This is a genomic window from Pandoraea anapnoica (assembly GCF_902459765.1).
Taxonomy (GTDB): domain Bacteria; phylum Pseudomonadota; class Gammaproteobacteria; order Burkholderiales; family Burkholderiaceae; genus Pandoraea; species Pandoraea anapnoica.
On the sequence record NZ_CABPSP010000008.1, the window covers coordinates 188,144 to 206,288 of the forward strand.

Annotated in this window: 13 protein-coding genes; 8 read left to right on the forward strand and 5 right to left on the reverse strand. The window is 63.5% G+C overall.

The window, feature by feature from the left end:
• Positions 1-61: 61 nt before the first annotated feature.
• Both PAN31117_RS14785 and sauS read right to left on the reverse strand, forming a co-directional pair.
• Positions 62-1,714 carry an AMP-binding protein gene (locus tag PAN31117_RS14785; protein ID WP_246189090.1) on the reverse strand — a complete coding sequence of 551 codons (1,653 nt, stop codon included), beginning with the start codon at positions 1,712-1,714 and terminating at the stop codon, positions 62-64.
• Positions 1,711-3,186, reverse strand: coding sequence for an acylating sulfoacetaldehyde dehydrogenase (sauS, locus tag PAN31117_RS14790; RefSeq protein ID WP_150738833.1), 1,476 nt, complete (start codon positions 3,184-3,186; stop codon positions 1,711-1,713). Before sauS ends, PAN31117_RS14785 begins: the two co-directional genes overlap by 4 nt.
• Positions 3,187-3,446: 260 nt before the next feature.
• On the opposite strand from sauS, the gene PAN31117_RS14795 reads away from it, so the two are divergent.
• From PAN31117_RS14795 to PAN31117_RS14820, 6 genes are all read left to right on the forward strand, one after another.
• Complete coding sequence (locus PAN31117_RS14795; RefSeq protein WP_150665239.1) at positions 3,447-4,211, forward strand: IclR family transcriptional regulator; 765 nt, start codon at positions 3,447-3,449, stop codon at positions 4,209-4,211.
• A 273-nt stretch (positions 4,212-4,484) separates the two neighbouring features.
• Complete coding sequence (locus PAN31117_RS14800) at positions 4,485-5,270, forward strand: DUF3050 domain-containing protein (RefSeq protein ID WP_150738834.1); 786 nt, start codon at positions 4,485-4,487, stop codon at positions 5,268-5,270.
• A 192-nt stretch (positions 5,271-5,462) separates the two neighbouring features.
• On the forward strand, positions 5,463-6,386 hold the full coding sequence (locus tag PAN31117_RS14805) for a diiron oxygenase (RefSeq protein ID WP_039400399.1): 924 nt from the start codon (positions 5,463-5,465) through the stop codon (positions 6,384-6,386).
• Positions 6,387-6,396: 10 nt separating this feature from the next.
• Positions 6,397-10,050, forward strand: a complete 3,654-nt coding sequence (locus PAN31117_RS14810) for an amino acid adenylation domain-containing protein (protein WP_150738835.1) — start codon at positions 6,397-6,399, stop codon at positions 10,048-10,050.
• A 75-nt stretch (positions 10,051-10,125) separates the two neighbouring features.
• Positions 10,126-10,617 (forward strand): SRPBCC family protein, encoded by a 492-nt coding sequence (locus PAN31117_RS14815; protein ID WP_150665241.1) that lies wholly within the window; start codon positions 10,126-10,128, stop codon positions 10,615-10,617.
• Between the two features lie 94 nt (positions 10,618-10,711).
• Positions 10,712-11,938, forward strand: coding sequence for an aminotransferase-like domain-containing protein (locus PAN31117_RS14820; RefSeq protein WP_150738836.1), 1,227 nt, complete (start codon positions 10,712-10,714; stop codon positions 11,936-11,938).
• 25 nt (positions 11,939-11,963) lie between these two features.
• Here PAN31117_RS14820 and PAN31117_RS14825 read toward each other — a convergent pair whose 3' ends face one another.
• Positions 11,964-12,878 carry a LysR family transcriptional regulator gene (locus PAN31117_RS14825; RefSeq protein ID WP_150738837.1) on the reverse strand — a complete coding sequence of 305 codons (915 nt, stop codon included), beginning with the start codon at positions 12,876-12,878 and terminating at the stop codon, positions 11,964-11,966.
• 206 nt (positions 12,879-13,084) lie between these two features.
• On the opposite strand from PAN31117_RS14825, the gene PAN31117_RS14830 reads away from it, so the two are divergent.
• Positions 13,085-14,197 carry a sigma-54-dependent Fis family transcriptional regulator gene (locus PAN31117_RS14830; RefSeq protein ID WP_150738838.1) on the forward strand — a complete coding sequence of 371 codons (1,113 nt, stop codon included), beginning with the start codon at positions 13,085-13,087 and terminating at the stop codon, positions 14,195-14,197.
• 99 nt (positions 14,198-14,296) lie between these two features.
• Here PAN31117_RS14830 and PAN31117_RS14835 read toward each other — a convergent pair whose 3' ends face one another.
• The gene (locus PAN31117_RS14835) at positions 14,297-15,295 is read right to left on the reverse strand and encodes an aldo/keto reductase (protein ID WP_150738839.1); all 999 of its coding nucleotides are present in this window, start codon (positions 15,293-15,295) and stop codon (positions 14,297-14,299) included.
• Positions 15,296-15,711: 416 nt separating this feature from the next.
• Here PAN31117_RS14835 and PAN31117_RS14840 point away from each other — a divergent pair, with 416 nt between their 5' ends.
• A complete protein-coding gene (locus PAN31117_RS14840) occupies positions 15,712-16,467 on the forward strand; it encodes a 4'-phosphopantetheinyl transferase family protein (protein WP_174990965.1) in 756 nt (251 codons plus the stop codon).
• Between the two features lie 81 nt (positions 16,468-16,548).
• Here PAN31117_RS14840 and ahpF read toward each other — a convergent pair whose 3' ends face one another.
• On the reverse strand, positions 16,549-18,141 hold the full coding sequence (gene ahpF, locus PAN31117_RS14845; RefSeq protein ID WP_150738841.1) for an alkyl hydroperoxide reductase subunit F: 1,593 nt from the start codon (positions 18,139-18,141) through the stop codon (positions 16,549-16,551).
• Positions 18,142-18,145 lie beyond the last annotated feature (4 nt).

Sequence of the window (18,145 nt, forward strand, 5' to 3'; positions counted from 1 at the left end):
GCACACATCATGCGTATGCGATCGTGTCCTGCACCCGGGGAGCGATGGCCCCCTCGGGTCGTTACTGTTGCAGCAGTTTGAGTCGTTGCACCTTGCCCGACGGGCCACGCGGCAACTCGGTCACGAAGCGGAATTCCTTCGGAGTCTTGTAGCGGCCAAGCGTTTGCAGACAGTGTTCGCGCAACGCCTGCACTTCGGCAGACGCGTGCTGAGCGTCGCCCGGCTCGCGCAGCACGACGAACGCCACGATCTCCTGTCCGTAGGCCGGGTCGGGCACGCCGACGGCAGCCGCCTCCAGCACATCGGGATGCCGCAGCAACGCCTCGTCGATCTCGCGCGGCGCGATGTTCTCGCCGCCTTTGATGATCAGTTCCTTCGCGCGTCCGGTGATGTAGAAGTACCCGTCGCTGTCGCGATGGCCGAGATCACCCGTGCGCAACCAGCCATCTGCCGTGAAAGCGTCGGCGGTCTCGTCCGGGCGCTTGTAGTAGCCGCGCATGATCTGCGCGCCACGCAGCACCAGCTCGCCGGTCTCGCCCGCGTCGGCTTGCGAGCCGTCGCGGCGTATGACCCTCGCCTCGCTGCCAGACGGCAGCCCGACACTGCCGATGCGGCGCATGTGCGCATCGAACGGATTGCTGAAAACGGGCGCGGCGGTCTCCGTCATTCCCATCGTCTCGATGATGCCGATGCCGAAGCGCGCCTCGAACGCCCGGTGATGGTCGGCGGGTAACGCCGCCGACGCACTGCGGCAAAAGCGCAGCCTGGCAAGCGCAGCGCGCGCCGGGGCATCGCATTCGAGCAGATACGCGACGATGGTCGGCACGACGTTGATCCACGAGCACCGCGTTGCGGTCACGTCACGCCAGAACGTGCGCGCGGAGAAGCGCGGGGCCATCACGACCGAGCCGCCGTGGAACAGCGGCGCCAGCAACGTCACCACCAGACCGTTGATGTGATAAAGCGGCAGCGAAGCCAGCACGCGGTCCTCATGCGTGAGCCGATGTTCGGCGCTGATGAACGCGGCGTTCGCGAGCAGACTTCGATGCGTGAGCAGCACGCCCTTGGGCACCCCGGTGGTTCCCGACGTGTACATGAGCAGCGCTACGTCGGCGATCATCGGTGAGGCCAGCGATGGTACCGCCGCCATCGATGGAATTTCAGGCAGTGCGGTGGCATCGGGCGACATGCACACCAGCGCCACCGCGCGCGTCATCCCCTGTTCACGTGCGGCGTCCACCGCTTGCGTGAGCGCTGGAAGCATGGTCTCGGAGACGAAGATCAGCCGCGTGTCCGAGTGCTCGACGATGTATTGCAGTTGCGCCGGCTGACAAAGCAGATTGATCGGATTGACGATCAGGCCGCTGTACATCGCGGCGAGAATCACACGTGCCGACTGCGGGCCGTTGCCCATGCACACGGACACGATGTCGCCCGCGCGCAGGCCAGCCTCCGCAAACCGCCGCGACAGTTCCCGGCAATCATCACGCAACGCACGGAAGGTCAGCGGGACGGCATCTCCACTTTCATTTCCGCTTTCATTTCCGCTTTCATTGCCGCGTTTATCGCCACCAGTCAGCGCCAGCAAGTAGGGACGCTCGCCATGCTTGTCAGCCTGCTGCTCGATCAGATCTCGCAACGAACTGGCGTTCGTGACGAGCGATTCATGCGCTGCGGCAAGGGCTGCGGAGACGGGGTTCATGGGCGCGTTCATCGTCCGAATCTCCCGAAATAGTCGGCGAGGAGATCGTCGGCCTCAGGCACTTCGGCGGCGATGGGATAGGCCACGCGCGTGACGTTGAGGTACTGACGGTAGCCGAGGTTGTCGGTGAAGTTGTTTCGCCCCCACGTGCCGCAGCCCATCGACAGGGAGAACGGCAGACCGTTGTCGAAATTCCCGCCGGTCGCGAAGCAGTGCGCCTGATTCACGATCACGCGCGCGACTGGCAAGGTCTCGCCCAGTTGCACGGCCTGCGCCTTGTCAGCGCCATGCAGACCGACCGAATGACCTGCGCCCATGTAGCGGTAGATGTTCGAGACGAGCGACACGGCGTCGTCGAAGTCGCGGGCACGATAGACCGTCAGCACGGGCGAGAGCTTTTCACCCGAGAATGGGTAATCCAAGCCGGTGCCCGACTCCTCGACCATCAGGAATTTGGGATGCCGAGCCGCGATATCGTCGAGTCCGGCCAGACGCGCAATCCGCTGCGCCGACTTGGCCGTGCATGCGCTGGAGAGCTTGCCGTCCACCCACATGACTTTTGCCAGTGCCTGCTTCTGGTCCGCACTGAGCAAGACGCCACCGGCAGCGTGCAATGCATCGATCATCGCGTCGTACACCCGGCTTTCGATCACGACACTGTTCTCCGACGAACAACTTGTCGCGTTGTCGAACGTCTTCGAACGGGCGATCTTTACGGCGGCACCCGGCAGATCGGCGCTCTGCGTGACGATCGACGCGACGTTGCCAGCGCCGACGCCGAACGCCGGTGTGCCGCTCGTGTAGGCCATGCGCACATTGGCCTGCGAGCCCGTCGCCACGATCAGATCGACCTGACGCATGAGCGCCGCCGTTGCAGCCTTGGTGATCGGCTCCGGCAGCATCTGCACGAGATCCGGGGAGAGGCCCGCTTTGACGAGTTCCGCGTGCACAAACCGCAACAGCAAGGCGCACGCGCTGTAGCCTTTGGGCGATGGTGCGACGATCACTGCATTGCCACACTTGAGCGCATTGACGATCTTGTTCGCAGGCGTCGCCGCCGGGTTGGTCGACGGCGTGATCGCCGCCACCACGCCGACCGGACGTGCGATCTCGACAATGCCCTTGCCCGTATCCTCGGCAATCACGCCGTGCGTCTTGCGGCCGTGCAGATCGCGCAGCAGGCCGAGCGTCTTGCGGAAGTTCTTCTGAATCTTGTCGTCGACGTTGCCCAGCCCGGTGTCGTGCACCGCCAGTTCGGCGAGTTGACGGTTGCGCGCCGGTTCCATGATCGCCCACGCCGCCGCGCTCGCCGCCGTGTCCAGTGTCTGCTGTCCGGCAGCGGCGAAATTGCGTTGTGCCGCCTTTGCCCGCGCGATCAGCTGCGCGACCTGTGCCTCGACGTCGGCCGTGTCGTTGCTCGCGTGCGGCGCTAACGTGCGAGCGTCCGATGGCGGAACGACAGCTCCGAGAGCCCGTGAATTCATGAGACGCCTCCTGATGGTTTTCGAGTGGGATCGCGTAACCAATCTAGCCAACACACGACGCGTCGCCGGTCTCAAATTCCCGGTCAAGCCGGACACCTTCGGAGGGTGTAAAGGGTGGGTCGAAATTCGGGACCACAGAGGTCCGCAAAAGTAATCAAACCGATGCAGAATTGCGTTAATGGGCGAGAGAACAACGACAAAGCTTCGCCACAGGCAACGTCAGATTGCCGAGGGGGAAGTAGCAACACTCAGGAGACGACATGGCCGCATCGAATCAATCGAACGCCGCCGCAGTGCGAGCGTTTCGCGTGCTTGAAACCCTCGCCGACGCTGGCGGCCCACTATCGATGATGGATCTCGTGAACGCGCTTGGACTGCCGAAGCAAACGGTGCATCGCATCCTCACGCAGTTGAAGGATGCATGGCTGATCACCCGCAGCGACGACGACCGACGCTACGAATGCTCGCCACGCGTGCGCGCGCTGGCCATCAATGTGTTGATGCAGACAGGCCCTGCTGCAGCGCGTCATGGTTTGCTGGAGCAACTCGTCGCGAGCATCGGCGAGACGTGCAACCTGACAATGCTCTCGGGCAACGATGTGATCTACGTGGACCGTGTGGAGACGGAGTGGCCGCTGCGCATGCATTTGCAGCCCGGCTCGCACGTCCCGCTGCACTGCTCGGCGAGCGGCAAGCTGCTGCTGAGTTTTCTGCCGAAGGAGCGTCGCGAACATCTGATCGACACATTGCCGCTGCGCCGTTTTTCCGACCAGACGTTCACCGACCGCAGCGCGTTGCGCGCCGAGCTGCAACAGACTCGGCGTCGCAAGATGGGCATCAACAATCAGGAGCATTTGCAGGGGCTGATCGCGATCGCCGTGCCCGTCATGCTCAATCGCAACCGCGCGTGCGCCGCTATCGCCGTGCAAGCCCCCATCGGGCGCCTGACGCTCGACGACCTGCTGGCATTCGAGCCCGAACTGCGCTTCGCTGCCGAAGAAACCGCACGCACCTTCAAGCACTGAGCTGGCTCCGACTCGCCGCCCCGCCCTGCACGGGGCGCGCTTCACCTCCTCCCCTTCGCGACACCCGCGCGCACACCTGTCCATTATCTGAACAGGTGTCATGCCTGCGAACGCCCGTTCGCCCCCCGAAAAATCCCCTCAATCGTCTAGATTCTTGCGTTTCGAGACGCTGGCATTGAACTTGCTGATCCCTGTGGGCGACGACTTGAAAGTCGCGCCGCATTCCCCCTCGCACAGGTTGATTTCAACATCGTTATCACAAGGATGCCTATCGTGGACAAGATCGAACATCTCGAACGTCAGATCAAGGAACATCACGCGACGCTTGCACATCACCCGGTGTTCCATTCCATCGAATCGATGCAAGGTTTGCAGACGTTCATGGAGTGGCACGTGTTTGCCGTCTGGGACTTCATGTCACTGGTCAAGCGCCTGCAGGCCGACCTCACGACGATCACGCTGCCGTGGATCGCACCGCGCAATATTCACGCCGCCCGTTTGATCAACGAGATCGTGCTCGGCGAGGAATGCGACGAGACGCCACAAGGCCCGATGAGCCACTTCGATCTGTACCTCGCCGCCATGCGCGACGTCGGCGCCGATACGCGCCAGATCGAGAAGCTGATCGACCTGCTCGTCAAGGGCCATAGTGTGAGCGCTGCGCTCGCCGCCGTCGACGCTCCCGCGCCGGTGCTGCGCTTCGTCAACTCGACGTTTGCGACCTGCTACGAAGGCAAGACGCATCAGGTGCTCGGCAACTTCTTCTACGGCCGGGAAAACGTGATTCCCGACATGTTCCGCACGCTGCTCGACGGCTGGCAAATCGATCCGAAGAGCGTGCCGCTGCTCACGTTCTATCTGGAGCGCCACATCGAAGTGGACTCCGGCGAACACGGCCCCGCTGCACGCGCCATGATCGTCGAGGCCGCCAATAACGACGAGCGCCTGATGATCGAAGCGCTGGAAGCTGGCCTGCGCGCCATCGACGAGCGCCTGCGTCTGTGGGACGGCCTGCATGAACACATCGTGGCGTCGCAGAAGGAAGCCGTCGCTGCGTAAGTCGTTTGCGCGATTCGTTTGCGAGCGCTTTTTTATGAGGCAGGACGGTCGGGGGACCGGAGGGGCGCGGCCGACAGCACACGCTGTCGGCCGCACACGCCCCGTTTCATCCCTCGTCCGGTGCCGCGTGCGCTCCCATCCGAATCCTGAGTCGCAGGTCCTCTGCCGTCCCCCATATTCCGAGGCAACGCCATGTCATTGCAGAGTTACGTCAGCCACGCTGACCAATGGGAACAACGCGCCACGATCCGTTCCCGTCCGCGCCGCATCGTCGAAGACGACGACCTGAGCTACTACCCCGTCGAGCGTCAGCCGCTGTACGCGCACCCCGCCGTGATCGACGCCGGCCGTGAAGTGCAGGACTACATCCTGCTGCAAAGCTTCTACAAGTACATCAACGACGTCATCATCTTCGAGACGGAGATCGTGAACCGCACGGCGCTGGCCATCGCCAAGTCGCGCTTCCCGTTCGAGTTTCCGTTCGCGTGCCGCAGCGACGCCATGTCCGTCGTGATCGACGAGAACTACCACGCCTACGTGGCGATGGACTACCTCGACCAGGTCGAGCGCAGCACCGGCATCGGCCCCATCGAGCAAAACCGCGAGATCGAACTCTCGCGCGCCATTCCCCGCGCCATGGAATACGTGCCGCCGCAATACGCCGCCGGTATGGAACTGCTCGGGGTCGCTATCTCGGAGAACACGGTGACGGCCGAGGTTGCAGCCTTCTCGCGCGACACCACGCTCAAGCGTTCGGTCAAGGGGGTCATGGCCGACCATCTGGCCGACGAAGGCCGCCACTCGGTCTTCTGGATCAATCTGGTCAAGCTGTATTGGTCGGAGATCGACGAGACGGCGCGCATCGAACTCGGACGCGGCCTGCCGTTCTTCCTTCGCGAGTACCTCACGAACGAGTTGCAACTCGAATTCGACCGCCGCCTGATCGGCACGCTCGATCTGCCCGCCGCCACGCGCGAACAGATCGCGAACGATATGGTCGGCGCGTACCCGATCACCAACCAGCACCCGATGATCGTCAACATCCGCAAGTTCTTGAAGATGGCGGGGCTGCTCGAACACGAACCCACTCGCGCGGCCATCGCGCAATACCTGTGAGGAACGAGTCATGAGAGCGATTTCCTTCGCCATCGCGGGCAACAACCGTCTCGGCGCACGTCTGTTCGCCGCGCTCCACGACATGGGGCACGACGTGGTGCCGCTGTCGTACAGCAGCGGCCCGCTCACGGAGACGGCGGCGCAACTCGGCGCGAGCGTGCCTACGCCGGACAGCGGACCGCAGCGCGTCGAGTGGCGTATCGACTGTGGCGACGCCGCACCGGAAACCGCCTGTGCCGCCACGCACACCATGACGTTTCGCGCCAGCGCCCCTGCACTTCCGCCGGTCACGTCCACGCTCGCCTGGCAATGGCACGGTCCGCGTGGCGAGGTCGACGTCGCGACTACGGCCTGCGCGTTCGACAACCTGCGCTGCGGCGCGGACATGGTCGCGCAGATCGATGCCGAGGCCGAAGCCATGCTCGTCGACATCGTCAGCCAGCTCGGCCGCGATGTGCTGACCACCGATGCGCTGGCGTCGCGCCCGGTGGCCGAGGCGACGCCGGGGAGCGTAGTGCTCGACCTGCATCGCCTGTCCGGCTGGCATGCGACTAACGAGACGGCACGCGAGATGGCGTTGGAGCCGTCGCTGCCAGAGATGATTTCGCGTCGCGCGCTCGAAGCCCCGTCGGCCATCGCACTGCGTGATGCCAACGGCGACGTCAACTACCGCACCTTCGTGGCGGCGTCGATGAAGCTTGCGCTCGACATCGCTGCGATGCTGCCCGTGCAATCGCCCGACGACCGCACGCCGCAGGTCGTTGCCGTGCGACTGCCCAAGTCGCGACTGCTGTACACCGCGATTCTCGGCGCCATCGGCGCGGGCGCGGCCTATGCGCCGCTCGACCCGTCGTTTCCTGCCGAACGCGTGCGCCAAATCGTCGAACAGAGCCGTGCGACGTGTCTGATCACCGACGACGACTTCGACGCGAGCGCACTTGACGGACTGAACGTCAGAATCATTCGACTGCGCTCGCTCAATGTCGCAGACGTGAATATCGGCGTGACGGCGTGGCCCGTCTCGCGCCTGCCCGACCGTGCGAGCCGCTGCGCCATCACGATCTTCACCTCCGGTTCGACGGGCGTGCCCAAGGGCGTGATGCTCACGCACCGCAACATCGTGCACTTCTGCCACTCGTATCGCGACTACATCGGGCTGGACGCCAGTTCGCGTGCGCTGCAGTTCTGCACGGTGGCGTTCGACGTCTCGCTGCTCGACATCTTCCCGACGTTCCTCGCCGGTGCCATGCTGGTGATCCCGACCGAAGCCCAGCGACACGCGCTTGACGACCTTAGCGCGCTTATCGAACGCGAAGCCGTCACACATGCGTTCCTGCCCCCCGCGCTGCTCGGCGTGATGCCGGACGCACAATGGCCTGCGCTGCGGCATCTGCTGACCGGCGGTGACGTCTGTTTCCCCGAGACGATTGCCCGCTGGAGTCAGGGCCGCGAGTTCCACAACATCTTCGGTCCGGCCGAATGCACGGTCTTCGTCACCGTCGCGCGCCTGAAGGCGGGCGACAGCAACCGGTTGATCGGGCGGCCACTTGCAAACGTGCGCTGCTATGTACTCACCGAGACAGGCGAACCGGCGCTGACCGGCGAGGCGGGCGAGCTGTGCGTCGCCGGTGCCGGTGTAGCGGACGGCTATCTGCATCGTCCCGACCTTACGGAGCGCAGCTTCGTGCCGAACCCGTTTGCCGATCCGAACGGGCAGTGGCCGTCGGCCCACGACGAACTGCTGTATCGCACGGGTGACATCGTGCAATGGGATGAGTACGGCGCGCTGCACTTCGTCGGACGCCGCGACGCGCAGGTCAAGATACGGGGCTTTCGCGTCGAGCTCGGCGAGATCGAATCGGCCGCACTCGCCACCGGCCAGTTCGGTCAGTGCGCGTGCGTGGTCGACGACCGCAAGCGCATTCGTGGCTTCGTCGCCCGCCCGCTGGCGGCATCCGTGACGGGCGATACGCTTCGCGACGTGCTCGTTGCACGTCTGCCGGACTACATGGTGCCTTACGAGATCGTTGTGCTCGACGCACTGCCTGCCACCAACAACGGCAAGATCGACCGTAATGCGCTTGGTCGCATTCCGGCACAGCGCACCCGCACAGAAGACGACGCCGCACAAGCACCGCTCACCGAAACGGAAACGAATCTGCGTGCCCTGTGGGCACGGCTGCTCGATCTGGAGCCGTTCGAGATCGGCCGCGACGATTCGTTCTTCAACCTCGGCGGCCACTCGCTGCTGGTCTCGCGGCTCATGCTGGCAGTCAAGAAGGAGTTCGGCGGCAATGCACCGCTCGCCCGCTTCATGGAACGTCCGACCATCGGCGCTCTGGCGTCGCTGCTCTCGAACGACGACGTCAGCAAGGGAGAACGTATCCCGCAGCGTGTCTTCGACGACATGGTGCTCCCCGACGACATTCGTCCGATCGACGGTCTGCGTCCCGTTGCAGACGGCGCACGCGCCATTCTGCTCACGGGCGCGAACGGCTTCCTCGGCACCTTCATCGCTGCCGAGCTGATCGCACAGACGTCCGCCACGATCCATTGCATGGTGCGGGCGGCGAGTCAGAAAGAAGGCGAAGCGCGTCTTGCGCAGGCGTTGCAGGCGAACGGGCTGGCAGCGCTCGCAGGTCATCCGCGTCTGAAAGTCGTGCTTGGCGATCTGGCGAAACCGCGACTCGGCGTATCGCCAGAAACATGGCGAACGCTGGCGCACGACATCGATGCGATTTATCACAACGGTGCACACGTTAATCACGTCTACGACTATCCCTATCTGTACGACGCGAACGTCGGCGCAACGCTCGAACTGTTGCGTCTCGCCTGCGAGTTCCGCAACAAATCGATGCATTTCGTCTCGACGTTGTCCGCCGCGAGCGCGGTAAGCGCCGACGGTCATGTACTGGAGGAAGGCCCCGCCCGCAATGCGCCCGCCTTCGTGAACAACGGATACAACGTGACGAAATGGGTGGCGGAGCATCTCGTGTGGGAGGCTGCCGAGCGCGGCGTCGACGCCACGATTCTGCGCCCGGGGAACATCACCGGCGTGTCCGGCACGGGGCTGTGCCAGCCGACGCGCAACCGGATCCTGTTGCTCGTCAAAGGCTCACTGCAACTGGGCGCGGCCCCTGCCGGGGATACGGATTTCGACTTCACGCCGGTCGACTTCCTGGCGCGCGCGATGGTCCGCTGCACGACCGACCCGCAGCGCGAGTTGCGCGTCTTCCACCTCCAGAACCCGCAACCGCTGACGTGGGAGGACTACCTCGGCGCACTCGCCCGATGCGGGTATTCGCTCGCGCTGGAAGAGCCGGCGGACTGGCGCAATCGCCTGACGTCCATCGACGAGACCAACGCGTTGTTCGACGTGGTCGCGTTCTATCTGGACGACAGTCAGGAGGACATCGGCGATATGGCACGCATTGCGCACCGGCAGTCTGCTCAAGCGCTTGCGCGCCTGGGGCTGGCGTATCCGCGAAAAGACGACGCCCTGCTCATGCATCACTTCGGCTATCTGATCGAAAGCGGTTTCCTGCCCGAGCCGGGCGGCAGCAGTGCCCGGCGTACCGAACCTAAGGCGAGTCAGACGGGTAAGTCGGGCAATTCGGATTTGGCAGGTAAGTCCGACGAGAAGGAGACGGCCTCCGTCGCCTGATCGGCGTGTGGGGTCTCTCAGTCACTTGTTGCACCTTTTTTCGCGCAGTCCATTTTCTTCATCGAGGAGTTCATCATGCTGCAAAAAGTCCGCACCGAACTGCAACCCGACACGCTGATCCACAACCTCACGACGACTGTGCACGCCGGGGTGGCCGACCTGAATGCGTCTGCTCGTGACGTCTGGAACATCGTCGGCCGCTTCGACGGCTACAACCGCTTCGTGACCGGTCTCGAGTACATCCAGATGACGGGCACGGCGACCGGGCCGCGCTCGCTGCGTCACAAGCACTTCACGGGTGGCGATCTCGTCGTCGAGCAACTCAACACGCGCAACGACGACGCCATGACCATGAGCTGGACGCTGATCTACACGACGTTCGACATCGGCAACATGTGGGCGTCGATGGAAGTAGTACCGCGCGGCGACAAGGCGTGTACGGCGACGTATCGCATCGTCGGCGAAGCGCGCTCCGGGAATCCGAAGGACCAGCCGGCGTTCGACGACTTCGCCGTCGGCTTCCTGAAGATGGCGATGGACAATCTGCGCAAGATGTTCAACGAGTAAGACTCGGGTTACCCGACATCGATGTCATCGATGATATTGCGCCCTCACGGCTCATGTCGTGAGGGCGTCCCTCTTCTTCGTTGCGGACCGCACAATGGACAGACATCTCCCGCCCGCCGGTCGCTGGCAACTCGCGGCGCGCGCGCAACGCATGCAGCCGTCGGCGCTGCGTGAACTGCTCAAGGTCGCCGAGCGGCCTGACATCATCTCTTTCGCGGGCGGCTTGCCCTCGCCCTATGCGTTGCCGGTCGAACGGCTTCAGGCGTCGGTCGACCGGATTTTGCGGCGCGACGCCATCGGGGCGTTGCAATACGGGCCGTCCGAGGGCTATCTGCCGCTACGCGAAGCCATCGCCGCGCGGCTGACCCGGCAGGGCGCGGCGATCAGTCCGTCTCAAGTGCTCATCACGACCGGCTCACAGCAGGCGCTCGATCTTGTCGCACGCGTGCTCGTCGATCCCGGCTCGCGTGTGCTGATCGAGACGCCGACCTATCTCGGCGCGGTGCAGGCACTCGCGCAATACGAACCCGTGTTCGAAGAAGTCTCGACAGACGCGGCAGGCCTGTTGCCCGAACGGCTCAACGAGACATCGATGCGCAGTGCGCGCCTGCTCTATACGCAACCGAACTTCCAGAATCCCACGGGACGCACGCTCCCCCTCGACCGGCGCATGGCCCTGGCGTCACTGGCCATCCGTCACGGCTTACCGATCGTGGAGGACGACCCTTACGGCGAACTCGTCTACACCGGCGTGACCCTGCCGTCGCTACTGTCGATGGCGCCCGAAAACGTCGTGCATCTCGGCTCGTTTTCGAAGGTCATTGCGCCGGGCCTGCGAGTGGGATACGTCGTCGCGCCGGAAGAACTCATGATCAAGCTGTTGCAGGCGAAGCAGGCGAGCGACCTGCACACGACGGGCATCACGCAACGGCTGGCGCATGCCCTGCTCACCGACGGCGAATACGACACGCACCTCGAAGCCATTCGTCTGCGGTATCGGGCGCAATGTGCGCTTATGCTCAAGTGCCTCTCCGAGCATATGCCGGAGGGCGTGAGCTGGACGCGCCCCGCAGGCGGCATGTTTCTTTGGGTGACGCTGCCGCCCGGCGTCGACAGCGCGAGTCTGTTCGAAGACGCGTTGGCGCGCGGTGTGGCGTTCATTCCGGGCGCATCGTTCCATGCCGTATCACCGAAGGCGAACACGATGCGACTGACATTCACGACCGCCACGCCTTCGCAGATCGAAACCGGAATTGCACGCCTGGCGCAGGCCATCGAGGCGCGGCTTCGCAAGACCGAAACCTGCCTCACTGTCTCCTAGGTTCCGCTACACCGACACCGGCGCTTCAGGCGCAAGCCTGAAGTGCCGCGTCCGACGGCTCGAACAGTCCGATGTTCTGCGCCGTCTGCACAAAGCGCTGTACGCACGGGTTGCGGCTGGTCGCGCTCCATACCAATGCCACGTCGATATGCGGCGCGTGCAGCAGCGGCACGAACTGCACGTTCTCCGCGCGCGTGCTGCGCATCGAGCTGTGCACAAGCGCGACCCCGAGGCGCTGTCCGACCAGATTCACGATCGTCTGCTGGAAGTTCGTCTCCAGTCGGACCCGCGGTGAAAAGCCCGCCTGGCGACAGTGGTCTGTGATGGTGTTGTGGATGAACGGCGACGCTTCGCGCGGCGAGATGATGAAAGCATCGTCACGCAATTCGGCTACCGAAATGGCCGAGCGCGCCGCTAGCCGATGACCGGCGGGCAGCGCCGCCACCAGCGGTTCGCGGAAGATGGTTTCCGTGCATAACTCGTCGGATGCATCGGAGGAATACATGATGCCCACGTCGACCTTACCGCAGCGAAGCTCGGCGGCGAGGTCAGTCGGAATCGACTCTTTGAGTTTGACCTCGATACGCGGAAACGCCGCAGCAAATGCCCGCGTGAGCACGGGAAGCACGCTGCATGCCACGGCGAACATGAATCCCGCACACAGCATGCCCGAGTCGCCGACTTCGGCTGCGCGTGCGTGAGAGCGCGCCTGATCGAGCGTGGCGAGCACGGAGCGTGCATCGCGATAGAAACGCTGTCCTGCCGCAGTGAGCGCCACGCTGCGCTGTGTGCGTTGAAACAAAACGACCCCCAACTCCTCTTCGAGCATCGCAATCTGACGCGACAACGGCGGTTGCGAGATGTGCAGCAAATTCGCTGCGCGCCCGAAGTGAAGTGTTTCAGCCAGTACTACGAAATAGCGAAGTTGCCTCAGTTCCATGGAGCCTTACCCCTTAAAAGAACATCGGTTTCTATTCATAGCGAACCGGTATCAGTCATCGCATCATATGGTATTGGAGACCGCTCGCGAATCAAACTATGCTTGGTCTTGCTTTATGGAGCACCCCCCACGGCATTCGCCATGATGCGATACCGCGCCGCCAAACGCAGCGCCCGCCAATTCCAATAAAGTCAATGAGAGACGCTATGTACGCCCACGATCCGCTGGACCGTTCAAACGCAAACTTTCAGTACTCCTCCCGGCCAATGCTTGACCGGCTGTGCGGCAGCGATCCCTCGATGCTGGCCACCCTCGCGCGTGCCAGACTGCTCATCGATCGCCAGCTTCCCATTCTGATTCTCGGAGAAACCGGTACCGGCAAGGAGTACCTCTCACGCGCCCTGCATGACTACAGCGCACGCCGTCAGGCGAGCATGGTGTCGGTCAACTGCGGCTCGATTCCCGAAAACCTTATCGAAAGCGAATTGTTCGGATACCAACGCGGCGCTTTCTCGGGCGCCCTCAATACCGGCATGAAGGGTAAAGTCGTACAGGCCGATGGCGGTACGTTGTTCCTCGACGAAATCGGCGATATGCCTTTCGCACAGCAGACACGTTTGCTGCGCGTACTCTCCGAGCGGGAGGTCACGCCCATCGGCGCCTCTGCGCCGGTTCCCGTCGACCTGCAACTCATTTGTGCGACGCACCAGAATCTCGAATCCCGCGTGCAGACGGGGGCGTTTCGCGAAGACCTCTATTACCGTGTGGCCGTCGGCATCGTGCATCTGCCGCCGCTACGCCTGCGACAGGACCGCGCCTGGCTGCTCGACGCCATGATCGTCGCCGAGTCTCACGGCAAAGCCAGCTTCGAATCGCTCGACCGCGAGACGCGTGAGCTACTACTGTCCTATGCGTGGCCGGGTAATCTGCGACAAATGCGTGCGGCCGTTCAGTACGCTTGTGCGGTCAGGAGCGGCGACACGATTCGTGTGTCCGACCTGCCCGCGAATCTGCTGCAAAGTGCGATGGCTCCCGCCATTGCGCCGGTGATGGCACCGGCGGCCGTCTCGCCGGGCGCGTCCGGGGTATCCGGGTCCGCGGGCAACATCCAGATCGCACCGCTTGCGTCGCTATCGGCCATCGCCAACGGCGAGCGCGAGATCATTATTCGAGTGCTGTCGTCGCGACGCTGGAATATCTCCGCAGCCTCACGCGAACTCGGCATTTGCCGCACGTCGCTCTATCGCAAACTGCGTGAACTGCATATTCCTCATGTGCGCGATATGGGCAGCGACGTGCTGCTCGGGCCGGATCGCTGATATCGATGCCAGAAACGAACGGTCGGACGACGGGGCCTGATGCTCTTTGTGCCCTTCGTCCACCGTTCGCTTCAATCTCCTTCAATTCCCCTCAACTCGCTACGCCGGATCCGCCAGCAACGCCATCATGGCCGTCGGCTTGTAGCGGTTCCCGGAGGTCGCGTTCGCGCCAAAGTGCGCTTCGAGCACGCGCACCATGCCCGGGTCGAGATGCACACTCGCTGCCGCAAGGTTCTCCTCAAGGCGGCTGACGCGGCGCGTGCCCGGAATCGGCACGATGTCGTCGCTACGCGAGAGCAGCCACGCCAGCGCCAGTTGTGCGGGCGTCACACCGATTTGCGCCGCATAGCCCGCGAGCGTCTGCGCCAGCTTCACGTTGGCGTCGAAATTCTCGCCCTGCAGACGCGGGTCCGACGTGCGACGCGAGTCGCCTTCCGGAAAGTCTTCGGCACGCCGCGCGGTGCCCGTCAGAAAGCCACGCCCGAGCGGCCCGAACGGCACGAGTCCGATGCCCAGCTCGCGCAGACATGGCAGAATCGACGCTTCGATATCGCGATGCCAGAGCGAGTATTCGCTTTGCAACGCACTGACCGGATGCACGGCGTGTGCGCGACGGATGGTGCGCTCGCCGGCTTCCGAAAGTCCGAAGTAACGCACCTTGCCCGACCTGACGAGTTCGCCGACGGCACCCGCCACGTCTTCGATCGGCACATTGGGATCGACGCGGTGCTGATACAGCAGATCAATGTAGTCAGTGCCGAGTCGCGACAGACTGGCGTCGACCACTTCCCGGATATGTTCGGGTCGGCTATCGGCCCCCGTGACCGCACCGTTTTCGAAGCGAAATCCGAACTTCGTCGCAATGATCGCCTTGTCGCGACGGCCTTTGAGTACGCGACCGAGAAGACGCTCGTTCTCGAACGGGCCATACACTTCCGCCGTATCGAAGAAGTTGCAGCCGAGCGCTATCGCCCGTTCCAGCACGCGAACCGATTCGGCGTCGTCGGAAGGCCCATAGGCGTAGTGCATGCCCATGCAACCCAGCCCAATGGCGGGGACTTCCAGCCCCTGTTTCCCCAACCGGCGTGTTGGCAGCATTGTCGAACTCCTGTGAAGTGGTCGTAGGTCCGGCGTCTGTCGGTCGACACCGGTACGTCGTCTTCACCATGCAAGTTTCGATCCATTGTTTTGTCTGCAACGTCGGCATTTCATTCGAATCGTCGTGTTGAACGAAGCCCTCCTCACGTAACCCGCATGCCTGCTCGCAACAAGGCCGGCGATCACGCTTATGGCAACGAGCGACGTTACATTTAGAACGCGTGTTCGGCATCGAATACCCGCGCAAACAGTTGTCTGAAACTGCGACACCTGTCGCAGCCTGCGACAGGTGTTCGAGCTCATGATGCGCCGCCGCAAGCGGCCATCCATGCATGGATTACGTGGCAGTCGATATGGCATCCAAATTGCTTGGAGTCCGTCATTTGTCTTCGCCACCCACAGGCGCACGACACACGATGAACAACGACAAGAATGCCGTGCAAGCGGGCACGGGGCTGGCGCTTTACGGGGCTTCGGCAGATGTATTGGCGCGCTTCATGGGATGGACCGCACATCTGAGTCCGGACGAGCGCAGGCGGGCCGACGCGTTTTCCCGACCGGCCGATCGGGAGGCTTATGTTGCGGCGCATATTTTGGCTCGGGTCGCTGCGGCGCGCATTACCGGCAGTCCGGACACGCCCGGTCCTGCTGCGCGCACGTATGTGCTCGTGCAGTGCTGCGAGCAATGTGGCGGCGCGCATGGGCGCCCGCGTCTGCCCGCGCATCCGGGCTTGCATGTGAGTCTGAGCCACACCCGGGGTGCGGTCGCTGCGGCGTGCGCGATCTCGCCCGTCGGTATCGACGTCGAACACTGGGACGAAGCGCTCGCGCCGGACGCCGACCTTCCCGGCCTGAACGAGCGCGAGCGCAAGCGGCTTGGTGCGTTTTCCAGCGTCGCCTGCACGCATCATGCACCGTCGCCGCGTGCGCTGGCCTGGCTGCGTCTCTGGACGCGCAAGGAGAGCCTGATCAAGGTCGGTGGCACGACGCTGGACGAGATGAGCGATATCGACCTGTCGGCCCTGCCCATGAGCGAAGCGCCACTGCGCGCCTGGCAACGTCGCGTCGCGCATGGCGTGTGGGCGATGACCGACTGGCTGGATCCGGCGCTGCGCGTGACGGGCACCGTCTCTAGTGCGGGGGGTATGAGCGTCGAGCGCATCGACGCATGACGTCGATCACACGGCCGACGCAAAAAATAAGCCGCCCGAAGGCGGCTTATTTCATGTCAACGACAATGGCGCGATGCGTGTTCAGGCCACGGCGGCTTCGTTCTGTTCGACGTCGACTTCGTCTTCTACCGAGCTGAGCATCAGGTGTTCGAACGCGCCGAGCGACGCCTTCGCGCCTTCGCCGACTGCGATCACGATCTGCTTGAACGGCACGGTCGTCACATCGCCTGCGGCGAACACGCCTGGCACCGAGGTCGCGCCCTTGGCATCCACTTCGATCTCGCCGTGACGCGAGAGCGACACCGTGCCCTTGAGCCATTCGGTGTTCGGCACCAGACCGATCTGGACGAACACGCCTTCGAGCGCAATCGTCGAACGCTCACCCGTGGCGCGGTTGAGGTACGTCAGGCCGTTCACCTTCTGACCATCGCCGACGATCTCGGTCGTTTGGGCATTCATCAACACACGCACATTCGGCAGACTGCGGAGCTTGCGCTGGAGCACCTCGTCGGCGCGCAACTGGGTACCGTATTCGATCAGCGTGACTTCCTTGACGATGCCCGCCAGATCGATGGCTGCTTCGACGCCCGAGTTGCCTCCACCAACGACCGCAACGCGCTTGCCCTTGAAGAGCGGGCCGTCGCAGTGCGGGCAGTAGGCCACGCCACGATTGCGGTATTCGCGCTCGCCTGGTGCGCCGATTTCGCGCCAGCGTGCACCGGTGGCCAGCACCACGGCGCGGGCCTTGAGCACCGCACCACTGGCCAGATGCACTTCGTGAATCTTGCCCGGGATCAGCGCTTGGGCGCGCTGCGTGTCGATCACGTCGACGTCGTACGTCTTCACGTGCTGTTCGAGCGCCGTGGCGAATTTCGGCCCTTCGGTGTGCGTGACGGAGACGAAGTTCTCGATGGCCATCGTGTCGAGCACCTGACCGCCGAAACGCTCGGCGACGACGCCCGTCGCAATGCCCTTGCGAGCGGCGTAAATCGCGGCCGCCGCGCCTGCGGGACCACCGCCCACGATCAGCATGTCGTAGACCGGCTTGTTTTCCAGCGCCTTCGCTGCACGCGCCGTCGCACCCGTATCGAGCTTTGCCAGCAGTTCCTTCACACTGGTACGCCCTTGTGTGAACGATTCGCCGTTGAGGAACACCGTCGGCACGGCCATCACCTGACGCGCTTCCACTTCGTTCTGGAACAGCGCGCCGTCAATGGTGACTTGCTGAATGCGCGGATTGATCAGCGCCATCACGTTCAGCGCCTGCACGACTTCCGGGCAGTTCTGGCACGACAACGAAATATACGTCTCGAAGCGGAAATCGCCGTCGAGTGCGCGAACCTGTTCGATGGTGTCGTCGTCAAGCTTGAGCGGGTGCCCACCGACCTGCAGCAGTGCCAGCACCAGCGACGTGAACTCGTGGCCCATCGGCAACCCGGCAAAGCGAATACGCGGCGCCTCACCCGGCGTACCGATCGCGAACGACGGACGACGTTCGTCGGCATCGGTGCGCGCCACGACGGCGATCTTGTCCGACAGCGGGGCGATCTCTTCGACCAGCGCCTTCATTTCTGCAGACTTGGGGCCGTCGTCGAGCCACACGGCGATTTCGATGGGGCGCGTGACTTTCTGAAGATACGTTTGCAACTGAGCTTTGAGGTTCGCGTCCAACATGGCT

Bases quoted from the DNA above. Each gene is read 5' to 3' on its own strand.
- PAN31117_RS14820 (WP_150738836.1), top strand. From the start codon at position 10,712: ATGGACAGACATCTCCCGCCCGCCGGTCGCTGGCAACTCGCGGCGCGC.
- PAN31117_RS14795 (WP_150665239.1), top strand. From the start codon at position 3,447: ATGGCCGCATCGAATCAATCGAACGCCGCCGCAGTGCGAGCGTTTCGC.
- PAN31117_RS14830 (WP_150738838.1), top strand. From the start codon at position 13,085: ATGTACGCCCACGATCCGCTGGACCGTTCAAACGCAAACTTTCAGTAC.
- PAN31117_RS14805 (WP_039400399.1), top strand. From the start codon at position 5,463: ATGTCATTGCAGAGTTACGTCAGCCACGCTGACCAATGGGAACAACGC.
- PAN31117_RS14815 (WP_150665241.1), top strand. From the start codon at position 10,126: ATGCTGCAAAAAGTCCGCACCGAACTGCAACCCGACACGCTGATCCAC.
- PAN31117_RS14810 (WP_150738835.1), top strand. From the start codon at position 6,397: ATGAGAGCGATTTCCTTCGCCATCGCGGGCAACAACCGTCTCGGCGCA.
- PAN31117_RS14825 (WP_150738837.1), bottom strand. From the start codon at position 12,878: ATGGAACTGAGGCAACTTCGCTATTTCGTAGTACTGGCTGAAACACTT.
- PAN31117_RS14835 (WP_150738839.1), bottom strand. From the start codon at position 15,295: ATGCTGCCAACACGCCGGTTGGGGAAACAGGGGCTGGAAGTCCCCGCC.
- ahpF (WP_150738841.1), bottom strand. From the start codon at position 18,141: ATGTTGGACGCGAACCTCAAAGCTCAGTTGCAAACGTATCTTCAGAAA.
- sauS (WP_150738833.1), bottom strand. From the start codon at position 3,186: ATGAATTCACGGGCTCTCGGAGCTGTCGTTCCGCCATCGGACGCTCGC.
- PAN31117_RS14785 (WP_246189090.1), bottom strand. From the start codon at position 1,714: ATGAACGCGCCCATGAACCCCGTCTCCGCAGCCCTTGCCGCAGCGCAT.
- PAN31117_RS14840 (WP_174990965.1), top strand. From the start codon at position 15,712: ATGAACAACGACAAGAATGCCGTGCAAGCGGGCACGGGGCTGGCGCTT.